This is a genomic window from Actinoplanes sp. G11-F43, from assembly GCF_050589265.1.
Lineage (GTDB): Bacteria > Actinomycetota > Actinomycetes > Mycobacteriales > Micromonosporaceae > Actinoplanes.
The window spans coordinates 55584-78867 of record NZ_JBNZCE010000012.1 but is presented as its reverse complement, the minus strand read 5'-3'; the positions used below and the strand labels follow the sequence as shown (position 1 = coordinate 78867).

Sequence of the window (23284 nt, the reverse complement as noted above, 5' to 3'; positions counted from 1 at the left end):
GTGGCCCGCCCGGTGGTGAACCTGCCGCCGAACCCACACGAACGGCAGCCACGCCCCGACGGGACCGAACACCCGTGCAGCAACGCGCGCAGCTGAGCCCAACTATCCCGGCCTCCGTAGGCGGGCGCCCGCCTCTGGTGTTGACTGTGCGGGTGCTCACCACCGCCGAAGCCGTTGAGATCGATGTCCGGCCCGCCCGTCTGGGGTCGCGGGCGCTCGCGCTCATGGTCGACATCGCGATCCAGTTCCTCATCGGCGGTTTCCTGTACCTGCTGTACTTCGTGGTCCTCCAGTTCCTGCCGTTCGAGTACAGCAACGTGCTGCTGCCGGACACCGTACGGCTGATCGTGATCGCGATTGTGGTCGTCGGCTATCCGACCGCCCTGGAGACGCTCACCAACGGCCGGAGCCTCGGCAAGGCCATCATGGGCCTGCGGGTGATCCGGGAGGACGGCGGCCCGATCCGGGCCCGGCACGCGTTCACCCGTGCCCTGATCGGCCTGGCCGTGGAGTGGCCGGGCCTGCTGATGCCGCTGGTCACCTGGGCGGGCAGCCTGACCACGATGATCGCGTCCCGGCGTGGCCGGCGTCTCGGTGACCTGGCCGCCGGCACTCTGGTGGTGCACGAGCGCCGCCCGGTGCCGTGGAATCTGGTGCCGGGCATGCCGGCCGGCCTCAACGACTGGGCGGCCACCGCCGACCTGTCGGCGGTGGACGACGAGCTGGCCGAGGCGATCCGGCAGTTCGCGGCCCGGTCCCACCAGTTCGCCGAACCGTACCGGTCGGTGCTGGGCCAGAGCCTGTTCCACGAGGTGGCCGCGAAGGTCTCCCCCGCCCCGCCGCCGGGCACCGCCCCGTGGCTGTTCCTGGTGGCGGTGCTGGCCGAGCGCCGCCGCCGGTCGGCCGCCCAGCTGGCCGCCACCCGGAGTGTCACCCAGCGTGTACTGCCAGGGTTCGGGGAGATCCCGCCGAACAGCCGCCACTGATCACCGCGTCACCCGCCCAGCTGGCCGACTCCACCCGGCGTTCGTCCGGCAGGGCGTAGTTGACCAGCACGGCCGGAGCATCGTCGGCCCAGCTGACCAGGGTGGGCCGGGCACCGTCGGGCAACCGGTCCCCGAGGCCGGTGCTGCGATCGGCGGGCAGATCGTCACGACGGCCGTCGAGCACGTCACACAGGTCTTCCAGGGGCACCCGGCCGACCAGGCCCGGGTACCGGATCCGGCGGATGTGCAGCCAGGCCAGGTGGTTGCGCTGCACAGCGGCCGGATGCCGGCCAGCCCGTACCGCGGCCCGGTGTTGTTGTCCCACACGTCGGCGATCCGGGCGATCTCGGCCCTCGACTGACGATCTTGTGAAAACTAGCGGTAAGGCTGGTCAGAGGCCCTGCGGCGGGTAGTCGCCGTCCGGGTGCGGCCCTTGTTGGTCACCCGTTGGCGGGACTGTGATCACGGTTGCCTCGCCCCTATGTTGGCCATCGATGTCAGACGATGGTAATGAGGGACGATTTCTTACTGCTGGCCAGGTCGAGGCGTACGGGCGTTTCGTGGGGACGCCCGTCCTTGAGGATCTGGAGCGGTTCTTCCTGCTGGACGACGTCGATCTGAAGCTGGTCCGGGGCCGTCGCGGGGCGGCGAACCGGTTGGGGTTCTCGTTGCAGCTGACCACGGTGCGGTTTCTGGGGACGTTCCTGGACGATCCGCTCGCTGTGCCGGAGGCGGTGCTGGAGTATCTGGCCGCGCAGTTGGGGATCCGCCGGCCGGGTGTGGTGCGCGATTACATGATGCGGGAGATGACCCGGTTCGAGCACCGCTGGGAGATCCAGACCGCGGATGGGTGGCAGGAGTTCGCGCAGGTCACCGACGAGTTGACGCGGTGGATAGATCGGCGGGCTTGGACAACCGGGGAGGGCCGTAAGGCGATCTTCGACCGGGCGGTGCCGTGGTTACGACAGCGGCGGGTGCTGCTGCCGGCGTTGGAGTCGCTGACCCGGCTGGTCGGACAGGCGCATCTGCGGTTGTGGGAGACGCTGCTGGAACTGGTCACCGCCGAACAGGCGGTACTGCTGCTGAACTTGGTGGAGGTCCCGGACGGGCAGCGGATCTCGGCTTTGGAGTGGCTGCGGCGGGAGCCGACCGGGGATACGGCGCTGGCGCTGGTGAAGGCGTTGAACCGGGTGGCAGAGGTGGCCGGGATCGGTTTGGGCGGGCTGGATCTGTCGGTGGTGCCGCAGCGGCGGGTGGTGGATCTGGCCCGGGCGGGGATGACGGCGAACGCGACGGCGTTACGTAAGCGTCAGCCGTACGCCAAGCGGGTGGCGACTCTGCTGGCCACGGTCGCGTATCTGGAAGGCAAGGCCACTGACGACGCCTTGGAACTGTTCGACGTGGTGATGACCACCCAGCTGCTGGCCCGCGCGCAGCGGCAGTCGGCCAAGGACCAGGCCAAGCGGTATCCGCGGGTGTCGCGGGAGGCCGGCAAGCTGGCCGCCGCGGTCGAGGTGCTGCTGACGGCCACCGAGGCCGAGCAGGACATGCCCATCGACCGGATTTGGGATCTGATCGAGGACGTGGTGCCGCGTGCGGAGTTGCGGGCGGCGGTCGCGCTGATCCACGAGGTGGCGCCGCCCGGTTTGGATCCGGAGCAGGAGTGGCAGGCTGCACTGTGCGCCCGCTTCCCGGTGGCGAAGAAGTTCGTGCGGGCCTTGGCCGAGACGATCGAGTTCGGGGCGACCGCCGACGCCGCCCGGGTGCTGATCGCGTTGAAAGGGCTGCCCGACCTGCTGGAGGCGCGGCCCAGCAAGCGGGTACCGACCGGGTTCCTGGACGCGAGACTGGCCGATGTCGAGGTGGTGCCGGCCGGATGGCGCAAGCAGGTGTTCACCGAGGGCCGGCCACCAGGAACGGTGGACCGGGCCGGATACACGTTCTGCGTGCTGTCGCAGTTCCACACCCGGCTCAAACGGCGGGACATCTTCGCCGCGGCGTCGTCGCGGTGGGCCGACCCGCGCTCGCAGCTGCTCGACGGTGAGCAGTGGCAGGCCAAGCGGGAGATCATGCTGGAGTCCCTGGACCTGCCCGAAGACCCCGATGACCTGCTGCAGGAATGCGCGACCGAGCTGGACGGGGTGTGGCGGCACATGGCCGGGCGGGCCGCGGCCGGGGAGATCACCGTCGGCGCGGACGGCCGGCTGCACGCCGCCGCGCTCAAAGCGGTCGCCGAGCCGGACACCCTGGCGGCGTTGCGGGACCGCAGTCAGAAGATGATGCCGCGGGTCGACATCGGTGAGCTCGTCATGGAGGTGATGGGCTGGTATCCGGGGTTCGTGGACGCCTACACCCACATCGGAGGGGGCGGGGCGCGGATGGACGGCCTGCCGACCACCCTCGCGGCGGTGCTGACCGCGCAGGCGCTCAACATCGGCTGGACCTCGGTGATCTCGCCGAAGGTGCCGGCGTTGACCCGCGGCCGGATCAGCCACGTCTACCAGAACTATGTGTGCGCCGAGAACCACGCGGCGGCTAACCGGTGGCTGATCGACGGACAGGCCGGGCTGGCCACGGCCGCCTGCTGGGGTGGCGGCCTGGTCGCCGCGGTGGACGGCACCCGGTTCGTGGTCCCGGTCCGATCCCTGCACGCGCGGCCGAACCCGAAGTACTTCGGCCGGCGCAAGGGTGCCACCTATCTCAACCTGATCAACGATCAGGGCGCCGGGACGGCGGGCATGGTGGTCTCCGGCACGCCCCGGGATTCGCTGAACGCGGTTGATCTGCTGTATCGCCGGGACGGCGGCCGCCAGCCTCAGGTGCTCATTTCGGATACCGGCTCTTACACCGACATGGTGTTCGGGCTGCTCAAGCTGTTGGGGGTGCAGTATCGGCCGGAGCTGGCCGACCTGCCGGATCAGAAGCTGTGGCGGATCAACCCGTCCGCCGACTACGGAATGCTCGATGGCACCGCCCGGGGCCGGATCGACCTGGCCCGGGTGCGTCAGCACTGGCCGGACGTCCTGCGCCTGGTCGCCTCGGTGCACAGCGGGGCGGTGTCGGCGTGTGACGCGATGCGGATGCTGCAGCACAGCGGGAACCCGACCCAGCTCGGGCAGGCCCTCGCGCACTTCGGCCGGATCTTCAAGACCCTGCACGTTTTGTCGTACGTCGACGCCGAGTCGTATAGGCGGGCGATCAAACGGATGCGTAACCTGCAAGAAGGGCGCCACGGCCTGGGCAAGTACGTCTTCCACGGCCGCCGCGGTGAGCTGCGGGAGCCGTATCACGCGGGCATGGAGGATCAGCTCGGCGCCCTCGGCCTGGTGATCAACTGCGTCACGTTATGGAACACCGCCTATCTGGACGCGATCCTCGACCGGCTACGCGGCGACGGGTTCCCGGTGTTGGACGCCGATGTGGCCCGGCTCTCGCCGTACATGTACGCCCACATAAACGTCCATGGCCACTACACGTTCGCCGCTCCCGATCTAGGCGGTGCGCGTCGGCCCCTTCGGGATCCCGATGCTGCGGCCGCGGAATGACCCGGGTCGTCATGACGACCCTGCCCCGGTGACCGCGCTGCGGTCTACTCCGACGCTCGTCGACGTCTTGGCCGCGCTTGGCCGTCAATCGTCCGTTGCCAGGGCTGCACTCCGTGGCAGGAAGCCGTGCACGTCACCAGTCACGAACGGCGACCACAACATTTGATGGCTTGCTCTCTGGGGTCCGCGACGGCAAGATCTCCCCATGATCAAAAGAATCGAGCCTGCCGGTATCCGGTGAGCGTGTTCGAAGCCCGGGTGGACCGGGTGCTGGGTGCTGGCCCGTTCTGCGAGATCGGCCAGCCGCGCGTCACTACGACCTCGCCCGATGGAGCGCTCATCGCGGTCGGCGGGGCATTTTTCCGGCCACAATGGCACGGTCGTGACGTCTCTCGCCGATCGCAGCCGGACCCGGGTTGGCATCGGTCTGCGGTCTACCGCACCGGCGATCTCACCTGCTTGTTCCAGGTAACTACGCGCTGGCCGGCCAACGCGCTCGCCTTCCATCCCACCCTGCCGTTGTTGGCGATCGGCACCGGCGCGTACGACGGCGGATGGGCCTACGAAGGCGAACTGCTCCTGTTGGACCTCTCCACCGGCGCTACCGTGTCGCTGCTGGAACATCCCCGGGAGGTTCGCCGACTCACTTGGCAGGATCCGGAGACTCTCGCGCTGGTGCTGGCCATCCCCTGCGACGAGGACAAGAAGACGTTCGGCACCACGGCTCTGGCCTGCACCATCCGGCGCGACGACTGGGACCGGGCCACCACGGGCATGCTGCAAATGCCCTACGGCGAAGAGCCACACGCGGACGAATCTCGAACGGATCCGGCTGTCGCTGCCGCTGTCATCGAACAGTTGTGTACGCAACGAGGACTCGCGTGGACGCCCCGCCGCGAAGTTTGGGCGGTGCAGGCCCTCGCCGACGGTCGTGTTCTCGCTGCACTCGAAAGAGTCGCTCTGGAGTGCTGGACACCGACGTCTCAAGACTGTGCCTGGCGGGTGCCCACCGACGGCACCGGCTGCCAAGTGATCGTGCTGCCGGGCGGACGAACGGCGCTGGCATTGACGCAGACCACAGGCAGCTACCACGCCGGCCGATGGACATACGAACCGAGTGTCGTGGTGGAGATCGGCCTGAACGACGGTGCCGTCCGGGCGACCCGCCAGGAGGCCTCCCGCGTGGTCATGGTGTCCCGGGCGGACGGCCGGTGGGCGCTGCGCGACACTTCGGCGCGGGCAGGCCGGGTCACGCTCGTCGACCCGGCCGGTACGCACGGGCGCAGGGTCCAGTTGGGACGTTACGACCTGTTCAATCACTACTTCGACATCCGGTACGCCCCCGACCTGCTGCTTCTTCAGGGTCTGGGCGATGAACCCCATCAGGATAAATGGGTGGTCGCCGTCGACGCGCCGCGCACGCGGGTACGGCGGCTGTTCCCGCTCGAGTGGGATTCGTCGCGCGGCGGGCATCTGTTCGGTGGCTGTGGCGCCTACCTCAACGACCGTGCGGGCCCGGCCGTCGTCCACGCCGGCGCCGTTCACGACGGCGCTGGGCTGCTGCCCGGGAACGCTTTCGTGGCACGCCGCGCGTATCCGACGGGCGAGCCGCAATGGGTGTTCACGGCTGAGCATCAGGCCACCGCACTCGACGTGGACGGCGACTTCGTCTACGTCGCGTTCAACTCGGGGGAGCTGGTCATCCTGCGCGCCGAGGACGGCGCGGTGCAGGGACGGCAGCAGCTACTGGTGAACGGCCACCGAGTCGTTCCGCTCTCACTCGCATGCGCGGGAGCGAACCGGCTTGCCATCGGCACCCTGGACGGCCGGGTGCTCGACTGTTCGATGACCGCCCTGCCACCGCCGGAGTAGTCCTGCTCGGTGCGGCCCGTGATCATGGGCCGCACCAAGCATTCAAAGGCAACCAAGCCCGGGATCACGGTGTTCCGTTTGAGGATCGTCCACCGGTGTCGGAGTCCGAGCTTCTCTGCACGAGCCGATGGTCGTGACCAGGAGCCGTGCACGGGAGTGTGAACTTTCCGCTGACCTGGACTCGTGTGCACTACGGTTGATTTGCTCCGTACTCCTGTGCACGACAGTGAGGGCCTGGGCATGGTCGATGAGCCGGCGCTACTTGAGCGGGGTGTGCTGACCGCGCCCGCAGAGGTCTGGGACCTGGCGGTGCGCCGGGCCGAGGTGATCGGCCGCCTGGCCACCGGCGCCACGGTTGGGCACGTGGCTGCGGATGCGGCCGCGGTGGAGCTGGGGGTGTCGCGGCGGCAGGTGTACGCGATGCTGGCCCGGTGGAGGGCGGGTTCTGGTCTGGCGTCGGACCTGGTCCCGGGCCGATCCAGTGCCGGCCGCGGCCGCGAGCTACTGCCGGAACCGGTCGAGACGGTGATGCGCGAGGTGCTGCGTAGTAAGTACGTGTCCCGGCAGCGCCGATCGCTGGCGGCAGTGCACCGGGAGGTCGCCCGCCGATGCCGCGTCCAGGGCCTGCGGGTGCCTTCGCGGGGCACCCTCGCTCGGCGGGCCGCGCGGCTGGACCCGGTGGCCACCACGACCGCCCGGCAGGGCCCGGACGCAGCGCGGGCGTTGCAGGCCGCCGGTGGCGAGCCGCCACCGGTGACCGCGATCCTGCAGCAGGTCCAGATGGACCACACTCCGGTGGACCTGATCGTGGTCGACGACCGGCACCGGCTACCGATCGGCCGGCCATACCTCACCGCGGCGATCGACGTATTCAGCCGCTGCGTGGTCGGCATGGTCGTGACCCTGGAGGCGCCGTCGACGCTGTCGGTCGGGTTGTGCCTGACGCACGCGGTGCTCGACAAGCGGGACTGGCTGGAACGGCTCGGCGTGGCCGCGGTGTGGCCGATGAGCGGCAAGCCGCTGGAGATCTACGTCGACAACGCGGCCGAGTTCCGGGGCGAGGCGCTGCGCCGCGGCTGCGAGCAGCACGGCATCAAGGTGAAGTGGCGGCCACCGGGCCTGCCGCACTTCGGCGGGATCGTCGAGCGGGTCATCGGCACGATGATGCAGCTGGTTCACGAACTGCCGGGCACCACGTTCTCCAACCCGCGCCAGCGCGGCGAGTACGACTCCGACGGCAAGGCGGTGCTCACCGTCGGGGAACTGGAGCGATGGTTGGCCCTGGCGGTGGCCTCCTACCACGGGCAGGTGCACTCCACGCTCGGGCAGACCCCGGCCGCGGTCTGGGCCGCCGGGACCGCGAAGACTCGGCCGATCACGGTGACCGGCGAGACGGCGTTCCTGGTGGACTTCCTGCCGGTGATCCGCCGGACGTTGACCCGGACCGGGTTCGTCATCGATCACGTGCGGTACTTTAGCGACGCGCTTAAGCCGTGGATCGCCCGCCGTGACCGCCTCGACCGGTTCGTGCTGCGCCGCGACCCGCGCGACCTGAGCCGGATCTGGGTGCTCGACCCGGACGGCGGCGTCTATCTGGAGGTGCCGTACCGGACGCTGGCCCACCCTCCGGTCACCCTGTGGGAACAGCAGGCCGCCGTCGCCCGGCTGCGCGAGCAGGGCCGCGCCCAGGTCGACGAGACCGCCCTGTTCCGGATGGTCGAGCAGATGCGCACGATCACCGACACCGCCGCGGCGACCACCCGCCGGGCCCGCCGGGATGTCCAGCGCCGGGCCGCAGTCCCGGTGGCCCGGGCCTCGGCGCCGGGCAGCGTCGTGCCGCCGCCGGAGCCTGCCGGATCGGTGGCCGTCGCGGAGCCGTTCGCGGTGATCGAGGAATGGTGAGCCCCGGCGAGGAGGCCATGGACCTGGACCATCTGCATCCCGGTGCCCGGCCGGTGGCGCTGCTGCCGGGCGAAGAACGGCTGCGGCACGCGCGCGCCGAACGGTGGATCGGCTACTCCCGCGCGGCCTCAGCAGTGGACCGGCTGGAAGAACTGCTGGGGTGGCCGGCCCGGCAGCGGATGCCGAACCTACTGCTAATCGGCCCGACCAACAACGGCAAGTCGATGATCGTGGAGAAGTTCCGGCGCCTGCACCCGCCGATCTCGCACCCGGACCGCGAGGAGATCCCGGTGCTGGTGGTGCAGATGCCGTCCGAGCCGTCGGTGATCCGCTTCTACGTCGCGGTGCTCGCCGCGCTCGGCGCCCCGCTGCGGCCCCGGCAGCGCCTGGCCGACCTTGAGCAGGTCGCCCTGGCGGTGCTACGCGCCACCGGCGTGCGGATGCTGGTCGTCGACGAGCTGCATAACGTCCTCGCCGGCCGCGGCGACGTGCGCCGTGAGTTCCTCAACCTGATCCGGTTCCTCGGCAACGAGCTGCGGATCCCGCTGGTCGGCGTCGGCACCCGGGAGGCGTACCTGGCGATCCGCTCCGACGACCAGCTGGAGAACCGGTTCGAGCCGTTTCCGCTGCCGCCGTGGCAGCCCGGCGCCGAGGCGCGCTCGCTGCTGGCCAGCTTCGCCGCCTCGTTCCCGCTGCGCCGGCCATCGCCGATCGCGACCGAGGAGATGGCGCGCTACCTGCTGACCCGCAGCGAGGGCACGATCGGCGAGCTGACCCGGCTGCTCACCGACGCCGCGATCGCGGCGATCGACTCCGGCGAGGAGGCCATCAACCAGCGCACCCTGCTGCTGGCCTCCTACCTCGGGCCCACCGAACGGCGCCGGCTGTTCGAGCGAGAACTGGTGTGACACCGCGGTGGCCGCTGCACCCGCCGCCCGGCTCGCTGGAAGCGCTGTCGTCGTGGCTCGCCCGCCTCGCCGAGCTCTACCACCTGCCGGTGGCCAGCCTGCTTGCCGACAACCTCGGCCTGGTCGGCTTCACCGTGCCCGACGACCTCGACCACAACCCGCCCGCGGCCATGCTCACCGCGCTGGCCGACCGGACCGGCGTCGACCTCGCCCAGATCCAGGCGACGACCCTGGCCGGCTGGCGGCCGTGGCTGCTGGACACCCTCGACGCGCCGGACCGGCAGACCTCGTTCGACAACTACGTCCGAGCTCACTCGGTGCTGCTCGCGCCGCGCACCAGTATCGGGAACGGGCTGAGAAGGTACCGGTTCTGGCGTGGGCCGTGGCTGCCGCGGCATTGGATGAACCGGGCCTGCCCACTTTGCGCCGTCCTGCCTGGTCGAGGCCGGGCGCTGATCGGCCGGCTCCCGCTGATGGTCAGCTGTGGCGAGCACGGCTGCCGGCTGGAGGACGCCGTCACCGTCGACATCGCGATCGCCTTGCACGGTCGGCCGCCGGACCCGGTGCCAGTGGCCGAGCCGCTGGCTGCCCTGGACCGCTACACCCAACAGGCGCTGCTCACCGGCAGGGTCAACCTGCCGGGTCGCGACATCCACGCCGGCGTGTGGTTCCGGCTGCTCCGCACGCTGCTGCACGAGCTGAGCCTGTCACCGAGTACCGCCGGCCAGGTCGGAGGCCGCATGCTGAAACTGATCTGGGAGACCGTCGGGCAACCGGTCCGAGCCGGTATGGGCACCTGGAAGCCGTACGAGCAGATGGGGTGGCCCGCCCAGGAGACGATGCTGAACGCCGCGGCGGTCGCGTTGCAGCTGGCCGCCGCCGGTCGGATCACCGCCCGCGGCGTCCTCGGACCCGCAATCCAACCGATTCCGTCGCGGTGGGCGTATGCCGGTGACCCGCTGGCGCCACACGGCACCGCGTGGCCCGATCTCACCGCCGCGGCGGAGGCCGCGCTCGACGAGGCCCGGACCGTACCCGGTGGTGCTCGACAGCTGCTGGGGCTGCTCACGATGGGCAGCCGCCGCCGGGATGTATGGGAACGAGAGATCGCCTTCTTGCAGGACAACGGCGTCCCGGCCGAGTTCCTGCCGGGCACCGCAGAACTGGACCGGGTGCTGAACGGGTGGCGTGCGTCGTACGGCGATTAGTCCACGGCTCCGGTCGTGAAGCGCAGCATCGTGAGAACGAGCAGAACGGTGCCGGCGAACGTGCCTCCGCCGGTGAGGATTGCCGTCGGCGGATTCAAGCCCCCGATCCAAGCGAGTAGCCCACCCGCCGTACCAATAAGGACGGCCGAGAGTACGGTGATCGCCAGCCAGAGGCCGCGTGCATTGGAGTTGGACAACAGGCTCCCCTTCTCGAAGTGGACTCGTCCGAGACCACGAAGATGTTTCGACATCCATTGTCAGGGGGTCCGAGAAGTGGTTGACCAGCGAAGACACCCATACACCAAGCCGTGGCAGCCGATGTCAAGCGGTTGATAGAGCTGGGTCCTGGTGCGCCAAATGTAGACTTTGGTTGTCATAGGTTGTCAGCTGCCGAGGAAGCGATGCCGAAAATCTTGAGAATGCCGACAAAGGAGCAGCTACCCGACGGTCCGCGCCGTCAATTCGTCGAAGAACTGTTCATGCACTACAGGGAGGCGGGCCGGCCGACTCTTCGCGAGATAGCCAAATGGATCGACGAGAACTGGGAGAGCCGCGGGCTACGAGGCACCGCGAGCACCGAGACCATCCGGCGAGTCCTGGGCGGCACCGTCGTACCGCGAACCTGGTACACAGCGGAGACCATCTTGGAGGCGCTCTGCGGCATTGCGGATCGCAGCACGACGGAGGAGCGGTGGCCTGAGGACCAGTGGTCAGGCCGAACGTTCAAGGATGAGCTGAAGCAACGGTGGAACGCTGTACTGGACCACGCCGAGGAAGACCTACCTGAGTTACCTCCGCGTCCCAGCCCCACGCCGCCTCCAGCGCCACGTTCAAACTTCGATGATCCGTGGGCAACCGCCGTATCGCCGGGCCGTTCCAGCTTCGACGAGCCGCCTTTCTAACCCCAGATGGAGGACCCGTTGGCAGAGAGCGAGATCAAGCGGCTTCAGCGGGAGGCTTACACAGCGACCGTTGCCCGGTGGGACCTGCCCACTCTCGGGAGAGAACAATCGCGAGAGGCATGGCACTGGTTCGGCCATGGCGACAAGGGCGTTATCGCCGGTCTCTGCGAGTTGCTCGATCGACACTTTGCGCGAGGAGGAGGCCGGGGCCAACCAGCCGCGATCGGATGCGTTCCCTGGTTCGACCATGCCGGTATCGCCAATCGCCTAGCGCAGATGCCGAGCTGCGTCGTGATCAACAAGCCGCGGAACCGGACATCGGTAGCTGTACGCGACCTTCATAGACGAGGACACGAGTTCCATTCGGAGTGGCTCTCTGACCTCCGCGATCTCGCACCGGCTCAAAGTGACGGAACGCCGCGACTTGTCGGCCCGGGAGATCGGCCCGGTAGTTCGCTCGGACCTGTTCGGGTGTACGGCTACCGCGAAGACCGAAGCCGTCCGCTCCTGCACACCAAGATGCTGGTGCTCGGATGCACGTATGAAGACGACGACGGCTTCTCCGGCATCCACTTCCGACCCGACGTCGTGTGGATCGGGAGCGCCAACTGGACCAGCAAGGCCGACATGTTCAACACGGAAGCAGCGGTGGCAGTCGCTGATCGGTCCTTCGTCCACGCCGCCACCAGGCAGATGGCCGACATCATCAGCCACAGCGAACCGCTCAACAGATACTCGGCTACGCCGACTCCCAACCTGACCTCGACCCAACTCGATACGGCAGCATGTGCTGACTACGCAGCTGAGTTCTATATGGGCCGGTGATCCGGCCGGGAGAGAGCCGGCCGGGATGCCGAGCTTCCTTAAGCGTCGCCTGGATGGTCTGGTCAACCCGTGACGGCCGCCGGGCGCAGGTAGCTGTAGACCGTCTCGCGGCTGATACCGAATTCACGGGCGAGGGCGGACTTCTTCTCGCCGGCGGCGGCCCGATCGCGCAGTCGCTGTGCCTGTTCGGCGGTGAGCGCGGGTTTGCGGCCGGTGTACACGCCGCGCTGCTTGGCCATGGCGATGCCCTCGCGCTGGCGTTCCAGGATCAGTGCGCGCTCGAACTCGGCGAAGGCGCCCATCACCGACAGCAGCAGGTTCGCCATCGGCGAGTCCTCGCCGGTGAACGTGAGGCCCTCCTTGACGAACTCCACCCGGACGCCCTTGCCGGTCAGCGTCCGGACGAGCCGGCGGAGGTCGTCGAGGTTGCGGGCGAGCCGGTCCATCGAGTGCACGAGGACTGTGTCGCCGTCGCGGACGAAGGCGATCATCTCGTCGAGCTTGGGTCGGGTGGTGTCCTTGCCTGACGCCTTGTCGGTGAAGACGCGCTCCACCTCGATGCCGTCGAGCTGCCGGACGGTGTTCTGGTCGACGGTGCTGACCCTGATATAGCCGACGCGCATCATTCTCGCCTTCCCGACCGCCCTTTGTCAGGTTGGACTCTATGAAGCCACCGGACATGCGTCAAGAAACGCCACACCGGACCCTAATCTGACGCATTTTGGTGCCGGTGGGGAATGTGGTGTTGAGGTGTACCTCAAGTCGACATGAGCCCGCTTCGCGTCAGCGTCTCCTTGGTCTTGGATGTGGGACTCTGAGCGGCATGACCCCGACTGTCCGGTACGACAAGCGCCATGACTGGTGGTTCTTCGGAGGGGAGAAGCGGAGGGATGACCGGGCGGGGAACATCGTTATTGCACGTAGTGACCTACCCGTCGCGACGGCTACGGATCTAGCGCGGGCGATTCGTCAGGCCGAAAAGTACAACATGGAACCGGACGCAGTGCGCATCGAGATTGACTCTAAGGATGGCGAGTACTGGCCGGAGTCCGGCTTCACTGAGCCGATCTCCTTCGTGGTCCTCTCGGATGGGCGACTCGCCATACATTGCATCCTTGAGGTCGATGTACCCGGTTTGGCCTTCGCTGGGGCGGTCAAGCTTTGCTCGCCGCTACTCAAGCGTCTTGGCGCGGAGTTGGTCGATGAAACCCCGCTCTTTTGGGCGCGCAACGCCGAACTTGACAATGTTGTAGTTGCTGCGCCTACTCGTGGCAAAACCCTGGAGGCGCTCTATGAGATCGGTAGGAGCGTCAAGAGGCTGATCGAGGCTGCGGGTCGCGGGGGATTGAATCGGAAAACTACTGCCGACCTGATTGCCGGCGGTCGGGCTGACCTGCTCATCGGCCAGCCGGAGGGGCCGTGGCTCGACGTCAAGACGGCGCACTACGACCTGACAACCTCTAGGGGAAAGATCTCGCTTGCTCAAGCGGTCAGCCGGTTCGCTAACGCCGAGGAAGGCGGCATCGTCGTAGTGGGCATGGGGACGAAGAAGATCCCGGGTGGCGAGCTGATCGACTCCATCAAGCCTGTTCCCCTGGATACAGCGATCCCCCGTCGCTACCGGCAAGCGATCGAGACGTGCCTCTTCCCCTTCCCGGTAGGGCTTGATATTCGGACGGTCGAAATCAGCGCAGGAGAGGGACTGGTGCTGGTGTCACTACCCCCTCAAGAAGAGGAACTGAAGCCCTTCCTGGTGCATGGGTCGATCGTCGGTGACCGGGTCGAAGGCGCCTACATCAGCATCGTGCGACGCAGTGGCGAAGACTCAATCCCGATCACGGCTGCGCAGATCCACTCAACCCTCGCTGCTGGACGTGCCCTGTTGCGCCGTGGCCAGATACCCCACGTCGAGTAGTCGTACTCCCAATAACACAGTCGTGCGCGGCCGCCCGACGGCGACAGCCGTGCCGGACTCAGCTGTACTGGGACGGCACAATCGGCGCATGCCTGAGATCTTCGTCGACCTGGGATCTGTCAATGCGCCCTCCGGTGTGCTGGTGCTCGGCATGGCCGGGGGGATCGATCAGTGGCCGGCGCTGGGCCGGTCTCTGTCCGCGCGTGCCCGGGATGCGGCGTCGTCGGGAGGTGGCCATCTTCGGGAATGGTTGTGCGAGGCGGTTGCTGTCCCGGCCGCTGCCGACCGGCCGTTGAGGGTGAGAGCGAGTACCTCGCCGTCGCCGTTTGATGAGGAGCCGACGGTCGCGACGCTGGAGATCGCTCTCGGACTTCCGTGGCCCGAGACCGCAGACTTGCCGGCACCGGTCCGGCTCGGGGACCTGCCCGTCGATCGCTGCGGCATGGTCATCGGCGACGCCGTAGGACTGGATGCATGGACGGGTTTGGAGGGCGAGCCGGCCGATGGGCTTGCCGACGTCACCTACTGGGGGCGATACGAAGACGACGCTCACGCGCAGTTCGGCGGCGAACGGATCGCACAGCATGGCGTCGACGGGCCATACGGTTGGCTCGACCTCCCATTGGCTGAGGCAACCGCACGCGCAGCCGAACTCACCGCCTGGCGCGACCGTCTCCACGGCAAAGGCCTCATGGTCTCGATCGAGGAGCACACCGACTTCCACCGATTCCACCGAGCCGGGTGGGGCCATCCGCTTCGCGTCGGAGCGATCGAGGTCGGCAGCTGCCAGGTACTCGGCATCGAATGGGACCAGGGCGACCACTCGATGAGGCACAACGGGGAGCGGGCCGCCGGTCAGGTCTATCCCGTCACGCTCGAAGCCGACGAGGCAGGCGAGATGCTGATGCGATGGACGATTCCGCCCTACAGCTTCGGCGCCGAAGACTAGCCGCAGGTGCGACGCACTCGGAGTGCTAACTCTTCTCGTGCAGAGGAGTTCGGTTACTCGTGCAGACGACCGCGGAAACCGACAGTTCTCGGGTTCGGCCATGCCCAGCATGCTCGCACAAACATTTCTCAGAACCGCGGACCGACCCGTTTGCGTGAGAACGCGTTGTGAGAACGAATCCGGCCCGGAGAGATGCCGACGGCATCGGTCGGCGGGGTGTTCTCACAATGGACCGTTTGTGAGAAAGGCAGAACTGGTTACTGGCACTGCGAGAGGCCAGCAACCTCGATGGCTGCTGGCCTTCTCGCAGTGGGGTGGCTCAGAGTTCGAGGAAGGACGCGATGAAGCGCTCGGCGTCGAGCGCGGCGGCGCAGCCGGTGCCGGAGGCGGTGATGGCCTGCCGGTAGGTGTGGTCGACCAGGTCACCGGCGGCGAACACGCCGGGGACGTTGGTCCGGGTGCTCGGCGACTGCACCTTCACATAGCCCTCGTCGTCCAGTTCGACCTGGCCCTTGAACAGCTCGCTGCGCGGGTCGTGGCCGATCGCCACGAACACGCCGGTCACGTCGAGAACCTTGGACTCGCCGGTCTGCACGTTCTTGAGGCGGGCGCCGACGACCTTGCCGTCCTGGCCGAGGATCTCCTCGACCACCGAGTTCCACTCGACCTTGATCTTGGGGTTGTCGAGGGCCCGCTTCTGCATGACCTTGCTGGCCCGGAAGGAGTCACGGCGGTGCACGATCGTCACGGTCTCGGCGAAGCGGGTGAGGAAGGTGGCCTCCTCCATCGCCGAGTCGCCGCCGCCGACCACGACGATGTGCTGGTTCTTGAAGAAGAAGCCGTCACAGGTCGCGCAGGACGAGACACCGCGGCCGAGCAGCTCCTGCTCGCCGGGCACGCCGATCGGGCGCCACGCGGAACCGGTCGCCAGGATCACCGCGCGGGCGAAGAACTGCTGCTCGCCCACCCAGACGGTCTTGAGGCCCTCGGTGCCGGCCTCGGTCGGCTTGTCGGTCAGCTCGACCCGGGTGACGTCGTCGGTCAGGAACTCCGCGCCGAACTTCTCCGCCTGGGCGCGCATGTTGTCCATCAGCTCGGGACCCATGATGCCGTCCCGGTGGCCGGGGAAGTTCTCCACCTCGGTGGTGGTCATCAGCGCGCCACCGGAGTTCACGCCCTCGATCACCAGGGGCTTCAGGTTGGCGCGAGCCGCATACAGCGCCGCGGTGTAGCCGGATGGTCCGGAACCGATGATGATCAGATTGCGGACGTCGTCCATGGTCAGGACGCCGGGAGCAGGTCGGCGAGCAGCGCCTCGATGCGGTTCTTGATCTCGTCGCGGATCGGGCGCACGGCGTCGACGCCTTTGCCGGCCGGGTCTTCGAGTTTCCAGTCCTCGTATCGTTTGCCGGGGAAGACCGGGCAGGCGTCGCCGCAGCCCATGGTGATGATGGCGTCGGATTCCTTGGCGGCGTCCCAGGTGAGTTTGGTGGGGGTCTGGTCGGTGATGTCGATGCCGACCTCCTTCATCGCCTCGACCGCGGCCGGGTTGATCGTTTCGGCGGGTTCGGAGCCGGCGGAGCGGACCTCCACCTTGTCGCCGGCGAGGTGGCGCAGCCAGCCGGCGGCCATCTGGGAGCGGCCGGCGTTGTGGACGCAGACGAACAGGACGGTGGGCTTGCTGTCACTCATGGTGGTTCCTATCAGTGGGTGGTGAGCTGGCGGAGCAGGGTCTGGACCCGGGTGTCGATCTCGTCGCGGACGGCGCGGAGGCCGTCGAGGTCGCTGCCTGGTGGGTGGGGTAGGTCCCAGATCTCGTAGCGCGGTCCGGACAGCACCGCAACGGCTTCGCGGCCGCCGGCGATGACGACCACGTCGACTGCCGCCAGGATCTCGGCGGTGATCGTTTTGGAGTACGCGTCGTCGAGGGTGAGGCCGCGTTCGGCCAGGACGGCGGCGGCGGACTTCGACACCGTGTCGGCGGGCTGCGAACCGGCGGAGTGCACCCGCACCGCGGCACTGGCGTGGCGCAGCCAGCCGACGGCCATCTGGGAGCGGCCGGCGTTGTGGATGCAGATGAACAGCACCGCAGGCGCCCGGCCAGGGCCGTCGGCCGGGGCCAGGGCGGTGAGCCGGTCAGCGGCGAACCGTTCGGTCAGCTCCGGTAGCCGCGGGTCGGCGAAGGCGGTGCGGTGCAGGGCGACGTAGGAGTCGCTGACCAGGTGAGCCACGGTGTCGTGCGTGTGTACGCCTCGGAAGCGTTCGGCGAGCGTGGCGGTGATCGCCGCGAGCAGCGGCTGCGTGTCGGTGTTCATGCGCGCCGGGCCTGATCGGCGTCGTGCGGGACCACGACGTCGTCGGCGTTCTCGCCGGCGTGCGGGTACAGCGCCAGCACCAGGCCTACCCCGAGCAGCAGGCCGACGAGTTGGGCTGCGACGAAGCCGGGCACCGAGGCGGGGGCGATGCCGGCGAAGGTGTCGGTGAAGGCGCGGCCGATCGTGACCGCCGGGTTGGCGAAGCTGGTGGAGGAGGTGAACCAGTAGGCCGCGCCGATGTAGGCGCCGACCGCGGCCGGGGCGACCGCGGCACGACCGGACCTGACCAGCGCGAAGATCAGCAGGAGCAGGCCGGTCACGGCGACGACCTCACCGAGCCACAGATGCCCAGAAGCGCGGTCCTTGGTCGACATCGTGACCGGTGCCAGGTCGAACATCAGGTTCGCCAGGATCGAACCGGCGATCGCCCCGAGGGTCTGCGCTACCGCGTATCCGCCGAGGTCTTTGCCGGTCAGGCCGGTGCCGGTGCGGCGGCCGAGGAACCAGTCGGCGGCGGAGACGACGGGGTTGAAGTGGGCGCCGGATATCGGTCCGAAGGTGAGGATCAGCGCGCCGAGGGCGAACGCGGTGGCGACCGAGTTCTCCAGCAGTTGCAGGCCGACGTCGTTCGGGGATAGTTGGACCGCCATGATGCCGGAGCCGACGACGGCGGTGACCAGCAGCGCGGTGCCGAGGAACTCGGCGAGCAGCCGCCGCCACAGGGTGATCTGGTGCATGACAGTGGTGTGACTCCGGGTCGTGTCGGTGGATGGGTCAGCGCGCCGGGATGGCGAGCTGGTCGAGCAGGATTCGGACGCGGCGTTCGAGGTCGTCGCGGATCGGGCGGACCTGGTCGTGGGTGAGCCCGTCGGGGTCGTCGACGTCCCAGTTCTCGTACCGGGTGCCGGGGAAGACCGGGCAGGCGTCGCCGCAGCCCATGGTGATCACCACGTCGGCGGCGCGGACGATCTCGTCGGTCCACGGCTTGGGGTACTCGCCGGTGATGTCGATGCCGCGTTCGCCCATGGCGGTGATCGCCGCTTCGTTGATCGTGGTGCCGGGTTCGGAGCCGCCGGACCAGGCGACCGCGCGGTCACCGGCCAGGGCGGTGAAGAAGCCCAGGGCCATCTGGGAGCGGCCGGCGTTGTGGGTGCACAGGAACAGCACAACCGGTTTGCCGTCCTTGTGGTGGCCCTCGACGCGGGCCAGGGCCTGCAGGCGCTGGCGGGCGAAGCGTTCGGCCAGCAGCGGCAGGTAGTTCGGCACGGTGTGGGCGGTGGCGAACTGGTCGTAGCTGGTGTGCAGGAACCGTTCGATGGTCTCCGAGCTGTAGAGGCCGGTGAACTCGGCGGCCAGCCGGACGGCGGCGGTGCGCAGAGCGAGGTCCTGGTCGACGGACAGATCACGCAGGTCGGGGTGGGTCAGGTCAGCCATGGTCGGCTCCCGTGGTGAGGGCGGGCGCGATCCGGTCGATGCGGTCGGCGAGGTCGGTGTAGGCGGCCTCGAACGCCTCGTCGGTGTCGACGCGGACGGGGTCAGGCACCGACCAGTGCAGCCGCGGCCGGATCGGGCCGGTGAGGTCTTCGTGGGCGTTGTCGCAGACGGCGATGATTAGGTCACCGTCGTGCACGACGTCGGCAACGTGGCTGGTACCGGTCGGGTCGAGTGCCAGGCCGTGCTGGTGGGCGACCCGGACCGCGCGGGGGTGGACCCGCTGGGCGGGAATCGTGCCGGCCGAGGCGACCTGACCACCGATCCGGCTGCGCCACAGGGCCGCGGCGAGCTGGGAGCGGGCGGAGTTGTGGGTGCAGACGAACACCACCCGGCCGGCGGTGTCCAACCGTGGTGCGGTCAGCGTGGACAGCACGCCGGGTAGCAGGCGCAGGTAGGTGCGGCGGCGGTCGCCCTCGGAGCGGGCCCGGACCAGCAGCCCGGCGTCCTGCAGCACCTTCACGTGGTGGGCGACCAGGTTGGTCGGCATGCCGAGTTCGGCGGCGATCTCGCCGGGGGAGGCGTCGCCGAGGGTGAGCGCGTCGACGATCGCGAGGCGGGCGGTGTCACCGAGGGCGGCGTGGACCCGGGCCCGCGCCTGCAGCGACGAAGATTCAGCGTTCATTGAGTCAATGGTTGCTGAGTTATGCGCTTCGGGGCAAGCGAACGACAGGTGAACAACCACGTCGGTGAGCTTCCAGCGGATCTGATCCGGGTCTCAGGCGATGTGATCCGCACGCAACCGGCTCCGGCATGCCTTGTCCAGGGCGCGATTGACCAGTGCCGACCCGGCCGATCGCGTCTGCGCCCTGGCCGCAGAGGGGTCAGGGCCGCCGCGGTGGCGGGGGCCGGTGGGTCGTGTTGCCGGAACTGATCCGCAGTCAGAGTCGCTGACGGTAGGCGAGGTCAGGCGTTGGCGGGCTCGTCGACGGCCAGCAGCGCCGACAGTTGTCGCATCAGTGCAGGCCGGGGCCGGTAGTAGACCCAGCTGGCACGGCGTTCGGCGTCGACCAGGCCGGCTTCGCGCAGGACCTTGAGGTGGTGCGAGATGGTCGTGCCGGAGATCGTGAACGCCGGGGTGAGGTCGCAGACGCAGATCTCGCCGTCCGGCGCGGACGCGATCATCGACATCAGCTGGAGCCGAATCGGGTCGCCGAGGGCCTTGAACGCCTGCGCGAGCGTGCCGGCCGTCGCCGGCGGGATGCGCTCGGACGCCATGGGCGCACAGCAGAGCACGTCGTCGGCGGCCGGTGACACCGTCGGTGGTTTTGACATGCGTCGAGGTTGACAGATATCGAATCCGCGTGCAAGCGTTGCTTCGACAGTCATCGGATTCGAGAAACGTCGAATCCGAGTACGGTGGGTCCGAGGATCCGCCGCACGGCCCTGACCTTGACCTCAACGAGGAGTACCCGCGATGAGTAGCGACGCTTCGACCCCCGCCCCGGCCACCGCCGGACAGGACCCGTGCTGCGGCACCGCCGAGCAAGCTGCGGCAGCCGACGCCTGCTGCGCCCCGGCCGCCAAGGCACAGGCGGTCACCGAGGGCGCCGGTTGTTGCGGCCCCGCCGACCAGGCCGTCGCGAGCGCACCAGCCGAGCAGCAGGCCGGTTGCTGTGGTCCGGCCACCACCGTCAGCACGGTGGAACTGCTCCCCACCCCCGGCGCCCGGCCCACCCCCGCCGTCAACGAACAGACCGGTGAGCTGCCGGTGATCGTGATCGGTGCCGGCCCGGTCGGGCTGGCCGCCGCCGCGCACCTGCACGAGCAGGATGTGCCGTTCCTGGTACTGGAAGCCGGTGACCAGGTCGGCGCCTCGGTCCGGCAGTGGGCCCACGTCGGGCTGTTCAGCCCGTGGCGCTACGACATCGACGCCGCCGCCCGGCGGCTGCTCGACGCCGCCGGCTGGGCCGCCCCCGACGACGAGGACCTCCCCACCGGCGGCGAGCTCGTCGACAGCTACCTCGAACCCCTGGCGAAACTGCCCGCCATCGCCCCGTACCTGCGCCTGAGCGCCCGGGTGACCGCCATCAGCCGCGTCGGCGCCGACCGCGTACGCACCGCCGGCCGCGCCGACCTGCCCTTCGTCGTACGGCTCGCCGACGGCACCGAGATCACCGGCAGCGCGATCATCGACGCCTCCGGCACCTGGCGCACCCCCAACCCGCTCGGCGCCAACGGCCTGCCCGCCCACGGCGAACCCGACGCCGCCGACCTCATCGACCACGCCCTGCCCGACGTCCTCGGTGCCGCCCGCGAGCAGCACGCCGGCAAGCACACCATCGTGGTCGGCGCCGGGCACTCCGCCGCCAACACCCTGCTCGACCTGGCCCGCCTCGCCGAGACCGAACCCGGCACCCGGATCACCTGGGCCGTGCGCAGCGGCACCGCCCAACGGGCGTTCGGCGGCGAGGACGCCGACGAACTCCCGGCCCGCGGCGCGCTCGGCTCCGGCCTGCACGCCCTGGTCGACACCGGCAAACTCACCCTGGTCACCGGGTTCGGCGTGCACACCGTCCGGCGTGATGGCGACAGCGTCACCCTGATCGCCGCCGACGGGCGCACGCTCACCGCCGACCGGGTCGTCTCCGCCACCGGGTTCCGGCCCGACCACAGCATCGCCGGCGAGTTGCGCCTGGACCTCGACCCGATCCTCGGCTGCACCCGCACCCTGGCGGACCTGGTCGACCCGAACGAACACTCCTGCGGCACCGTCACCCCGCACGGCTACCGCGAGCTCGGCCAGCCGGAGCCGAACTACTACGCCGTCGGCATGAAGTCCTACGGCCGCGCGCCGACGTTCCTGATGGCCACCGGCTACGAGCAGGTCCGCTCCATCGCCGCCGCCCTGGCCGGGGACTTCGACGCCGCCGACGACGTCCAGCTCGACCTGCCCGAGACCGGGGTGTGCAGCACCAACCTGGTCGTCGAGAACGCCGCCCGCGAGGTCGCCGCCCGCTTCGGCCTCACCCCGGACGTCCCGATCGCGCTGGCGACCGCGACCACGGCGCTGCTGCCTACGGCGGCCAGCACCAGCGACGCCGTCCGTGCGGCCGCCGACCAGATCGGCCTCGACCACGAGACCGCCCTGCAGATCGCCGCCCTGGCCGATCAGCCCGGCGCGCTGCCCAGCGTTACCGGGCTGATCAGCCTCACCAGCTCGGCCGGCGGCAGCTGCTGCGCGTGACGCGTCCCACCGGCACACCGGTGCCCGCCGACCCGAAGGTCGGTGGGCACCGCCCGTCACCCCCGGACGGCAGGGCCCTGGTCGCCGCGCTCGCGATCACCCAGACCATCGGCTACGGCGCCTTGTACTACGCCTTCGCCGTGTTCCTCGTCCCGATCGCCGCCGACCTGCACACCTCCACCACCGCCGTGACCGGCGCGTTCACCGCATCGGTGCTGACCTCGGCGGTGCTGGCCGTGCCGATCGGCCGCCGGCTGGATCGCCGCGGCGGCCGGGCGCTGATGACCTGCGGCAGCCTGCTCGGAACCGTGCTGCTGATCGCCTGGTCGCAGGTCGATCAGCTGTGGCAGCTGTACGCGGTCCAGATCGGCATCGGTATCGCCTCGGCGGCCAGCCTCTACGAAGCCGCGTTCGCCGTGATCATCGCCTGGCACGCACCGCAACGCCGCTCGGCGGCGCTGCTCGCGCTGACCGTGGTCGCCGGGTTCGCCAGCACCATCTTCCTGCCCCTGACCGGCTGGCTCACCGCCCAGCACGGCTGGCGCACCACCCTGCTGATCCTCGCCGCCATCCACGCCGTCACCGCGCCGCTGCACGCCATCGTCGTCCGGCGCCCGCCCGCCGCAGACGGTCACGCCGACACCCGCGACCGCGGCACCGGCGCCCGAGCCGTCCGCACTGCGCTGGCCGATCGGGGATTCTGGCTGCTGGCGGCCGGGTTCACCGCCCACACCATGGCGATCAGCGCCTACACCGTGCTGCTGGTCGCCGCCCTGATCGCCTGGGGCCACCCACCTGCCTTCGCCGCCACCATCGCCGGCCTGCTCGGCGTCCTCTCCGTCGCCGGCCGGCTGATCACCACCGGCCTGCAACGCCGCTACCGGACCACCAGCATCACCGCCGGCATCTTCGCGCTCCAAGCCGCCGCGGCCCTGCTGCTACCGGCCGTCGGCGCCAGCACCGTCGGAGCGGTCATGGCGGTCGTCGGGTTCGGGATCGGCTTCGGGGTGGCCACCATCGCCAAACCCGTCATCCTCGCCGAACGCTACGACACCCGCCGCTACGCCACCCTCGCCGGCGTCCTCGTCGCCCCGATGACCCTCGCCAAAGCCGGCGCACCTCTGGCCGCCGCCGCCCTGCACACCGCCACCGGCTCCTACACCCCGGTCCTCATCGGCGTCGCCTGCTGCTGCGGTATCGCTGCCGCCGCGATCGCCGCCTGCACACCCGGCCGCACGACCTGACCGCCGCCGGATTCACTCACGGCAGCACACCGGCG

Annotated in this window: 18 protein-coding genes and 1 pseudogene; 11 read left to right on the top strand and 8 right to left on the bottom strand. The window is 69.2% G+C overall.

Translation table 11 applies throughout. The features are described 5' to 3' along the window. Positions 1-146: 146 nt before the first annotated feature. A complete protein-coding gene (locus ACQ0O7_RS13275; protein ID WP_430782329.1) occupies positions 147-986 on the top strand; it encodes an RDD family protein in 840 nt (279 codons plus the stop codon). Here the strand turns inward: ACQ0O7_RS13275 and ACQ0O7_RS13270 are convergent. After that, on the bottom strand, positions 931-1260 hold the full coding sequence (locus ACQ0O7_RS13270; RefSeq protein WP_430782328.1) for a hypothetical protein: 330 nt from the start codon (positions 1258-1260) through the stop codon (positions 931-933). The two genes, ACQ0O7_RS13275 and ACQ0O7_RS13270, sit on opposite strands and share 56 nt — an antisense overlap. Before the next feature lie 220 nt (positions 1261-1480). Here ACQ0O7_RS13270 and ACQ0O7_RS13265 point away from each other — a divergent pair, with 220 nt between their 5' ends. The 6 genes from ACQ0O7_RS13265 to ACQ0O7_RS13240 all read left to right on the top strand — a co-directional run bounded on the left by ACQ0O7_RS13265 (position 1481) and on the right by ACQ0O7_RS13240 (position 12148). Further along, the gene (locus ACQ0O7_RS13265; RefSeq protein ID WP_430782327.1) at positions 1481-4531 is read left to right on the top strand and encodes a Tn3 family transposase; all 3051 of its coding nucleotides are present in this window, start codon (positions 1481-1483) and stop codon (positions 4529-4531) included. A 237-nt stretch (positions 4532-4768) separates the two neighbouring features. Beyond that, positions 4769-6403 (top strand): hypothetical protein, encoded by a 1635-nt coding sequence (locus ACQ0O7_RS13260; protein ID WP_430782326.1) that lies wholly within the window; start codon positions 4769-4771, stop codon positions 6401-6403. 216 nt (positions 6404-6619) lie between these two features. Then, the gene (locus tag ACQ0O7_RS13255; RefSeq protein ID WP_430782325.1) at positions 6620-8305 is read left to right on the top strand and encodes a Mu transposase C-terminal domain-containing protein; all 1686 of its coding nucleotides are present in this window, start codon (positions 6620-6622) and stop codon (positions 8303-8305) included. Next, on the top strand, positions 8299-9213 hold the full coding sequence (locus tag ACQ0O7_RS13250; RefSeq protein WP_430782324.1) for a TniB family NTP-binding protein: 915 nt from the start codon (positions 8299-8301) through the stop codon (positions 9211-9213). Before ACQ0O7_RS13255 ends, ACQ0O7_RS13250 begins: the two co-directional genes overlap by 7 nt. Further along, the gene (locus ACQ0O7_RS13245) at positions 9210-10421 is read left to right on the top strand and encodes a TniQ family protein (protein WP_430782323.1); all 1212 of its coding nucleotides are present in this window, start codon (positions 9210-9212) and stop codon (positions 10419-10421) included. Before ACQ0O7_RS13250 ends, ACQ0O7_RS13245 begins: the two co-directional genes overlap by 4 nt. A 1373-nt stretch (positions 10422-11794) precedes the next feature. Continuing rightward, positions 11795-12148, top strand: coding sequence for a hypothetical protein (locus ACQ0O7_RS13240; RefSeq protein ID WP_430782322.1), 354 nt, complete (start codon positions 11795-11797; stop codon positions 12146-12148). A 62-nt stretch (positions 12149-12210) separates the two neighbouring features. On the opposite strand, the gene ACQ0O7_RS13235 is transcribed toward ACQ0O7_RS13240, so the two are convergent. Then, positions 12211-12771: a recombinase family protein gene (locus ACQ0O7_RS13235; protein WP_430782321.1), complete on the bottom strand. Its 561-nt coding sequence runs from the start codon at positions 12769-12771 to the stop codon at positions 12211-12213. Between the two features lie 200 nt (positions 12772-12971). On the opposite strand from ACQ0O7_RS13235, the gene ACQ0O7_RS13230 reads away from it, so the two are divergent. Then, positions 12972-14063, top strand: a complete 1092-nt coding sequence (locus tag ACQ0O7_RS13230; protein ID WP_430782320.1) for a hypothetical protein — start codon at positions 12972-12974, stop codon at positions 14061-14063. An 88-nt stretch (positions 14064-14151) separates the two neighbouring features. Next, entirely contained in the window at positions 14152-15012 is an 861-nt protein-coding gene (locus tag ACQ0O7_RS13225; RefSeq protein WP_430782319.1) for a hypothetical protein, read from the top strand. A gap of 319 nt (positions 15013-15331) precedes the next feature. Here ACQ0O7_RS13225 and trxB read toward each other — a convergent pair whose 3' ends face one another. The 6 genes and pseudogenes from trxB to ACQ0O7_RS13195 form a co-directional block, all read right to left on the bottom strand. After that, on the bottom strand, positions 15332-16291 hold the full coding sequence (gene trxB, locus ACQ0O7_RS13220) for a thioredoxin-disulfide reductase (protein ID WP_430782318.1): 960 nt from the start codon (positions 16289-16291) through the stop codon (positions 15332-15334). Positions 16292-16293: 2 nt separating this feature from the next. Continuing rightward, complete coding sequence (locus ACQ0O7_RS13215; protein ID WP_430782317.1) at positions 16294-16704, bottom strand: arsenate reductase ArsC; 411 nt, start codon at positions 16702-16704, stop codon at positions 16294-16296. A gap of 11 nt (positions 16705-16715) precedes the next feature. After that, positions 16716-18064: pseudogene (locus ACQ0O7_RS13210) on the bottom strand (aquaporin). Positions 18065-18101: 37 nt separating this feature from the next. Beyond that, positions 18102-18761 (bottom strand): arsenate reductase ArsC, encoded by a 660-nt coding sequence (locus ACQ0O7_RS13205; RefSeq protein ID WP_430782316.1) that lies wholly within the window; start codon positions 18759-18761, stop codon positions 18102-18104. After that, entirely contained in the window at positions 18754-19443 is a 690-nt protein-coding gene (locus ACQ0O7_RS13200) for a MarR family transcriptional regulator (RefSeq protein WP_430782315.1), read from the bottom strand. The genes ACQ0O7_RS13205 and ACQ0O7_RS13200 overlap by 8 nt, the downstream gene beginning before the upstream one ends. 281 nt (positions 19444-19724) lie before the next feature. Beyond that, entirely contained in the window at positions 19725-20093 is a 369-nt protein-coding gene (locus ACQ0O7_RS13195) for an ArsR/SmtB family transcription factor (RefSeq protein WP_430782314.1), read from the bottom strand. Positions 20094-20235: 142 nt separating this feature from the next. On the opposite strand from ACQ0O7_RS13195, the gene ACQ0O7_RS13190 reads away from it, so the two are divergent. Then, entirely contained in the window at positions 20236-22005 is a 1770-nt protein-coding gene (locus ACQ0O7_RS13190; protein ID WP_430782313.1) for an NAD(P)-binding domain-containing protein, read from the top strand. Beyond that, a complete protein-coding gene (locus ACQ0O7_RS13185) occupies positions 22002-23249 on the top strand; it encodes an MFS transporter (protein WP_430782312.1) in 1248 nt (415 codons plus the stop codon). Before ACQ0O7_RS13190 ends, ACQ0O7_RS13185 begins: the two co-directional genes overlap by 4 nt. The last annotated feature ends 35 nt before the right edge of the window (positions 23250-23284 follow it).